1 protein-coding gene is annotated in these 494 nt (G+C 64.6%); it reads left to right on the forward strand.

Features of this window, described 5'->3' with window-relative positions; genetic code table 11:
• Positions 1-494: pitrilysin family protein (locus KIP88_RS46075; protein WP_214494662.1), on the forward strand; the 494-nt coding region annotated here is incomplete at both ends.

Genomic DNA, 494 nt, shown 5'->3' on the forward strand with positions numbered 1-494 from the left:
GAGAACGCCTTCACCTCGGTCGACACCACCGGCTACATCCAGCACGTGCCGCGCGAGCAGCTTCCTGCCATGATGGAGTTCGAGGCCGACCGCATGACCGGCCTCATTCTCAAGGACGAGAATGTACTTCCCGAGCGTGACGTCGTGCTGGAAGAGTTCAACATGCGTGTCGCCAACAACCCGGACGCGCGATTGTCCGAGCAGATCATGGCGGCGCTCTATCTCAACCATCCCTACGGCCGGCCGGTGATCGGCTGGCGCCAGGAGATCGAGAAGCTCGATCGCGAGGATGCGCTGGCGTTCTACAAGCGCTTCTACGCACCGAACAATGCGATCCTGGTGATCGCGGGCGACGTCGACGCCAAGGAAGTCCGCCCGATGGTGGAGAAGAACTTCGGTCCGATCCCGGCGCAGCACGCGATCCCCGAGAAGCGCATCCGGCCGCAGGAGCCGATGCCGGCGGCGCCGCGCACCGTGACGCTGTCGGATCCGCG

Origin of the sequence: Bradyrhizobium sp. SRL28, from assembly GCF_018596315.1 — a bacterium.
Lineage (GTDB): Bacteria > Pseudomonadota > Alphaproteobacteria > Rhizobiales > Xanthobacteraceae > Bradyrhizobium.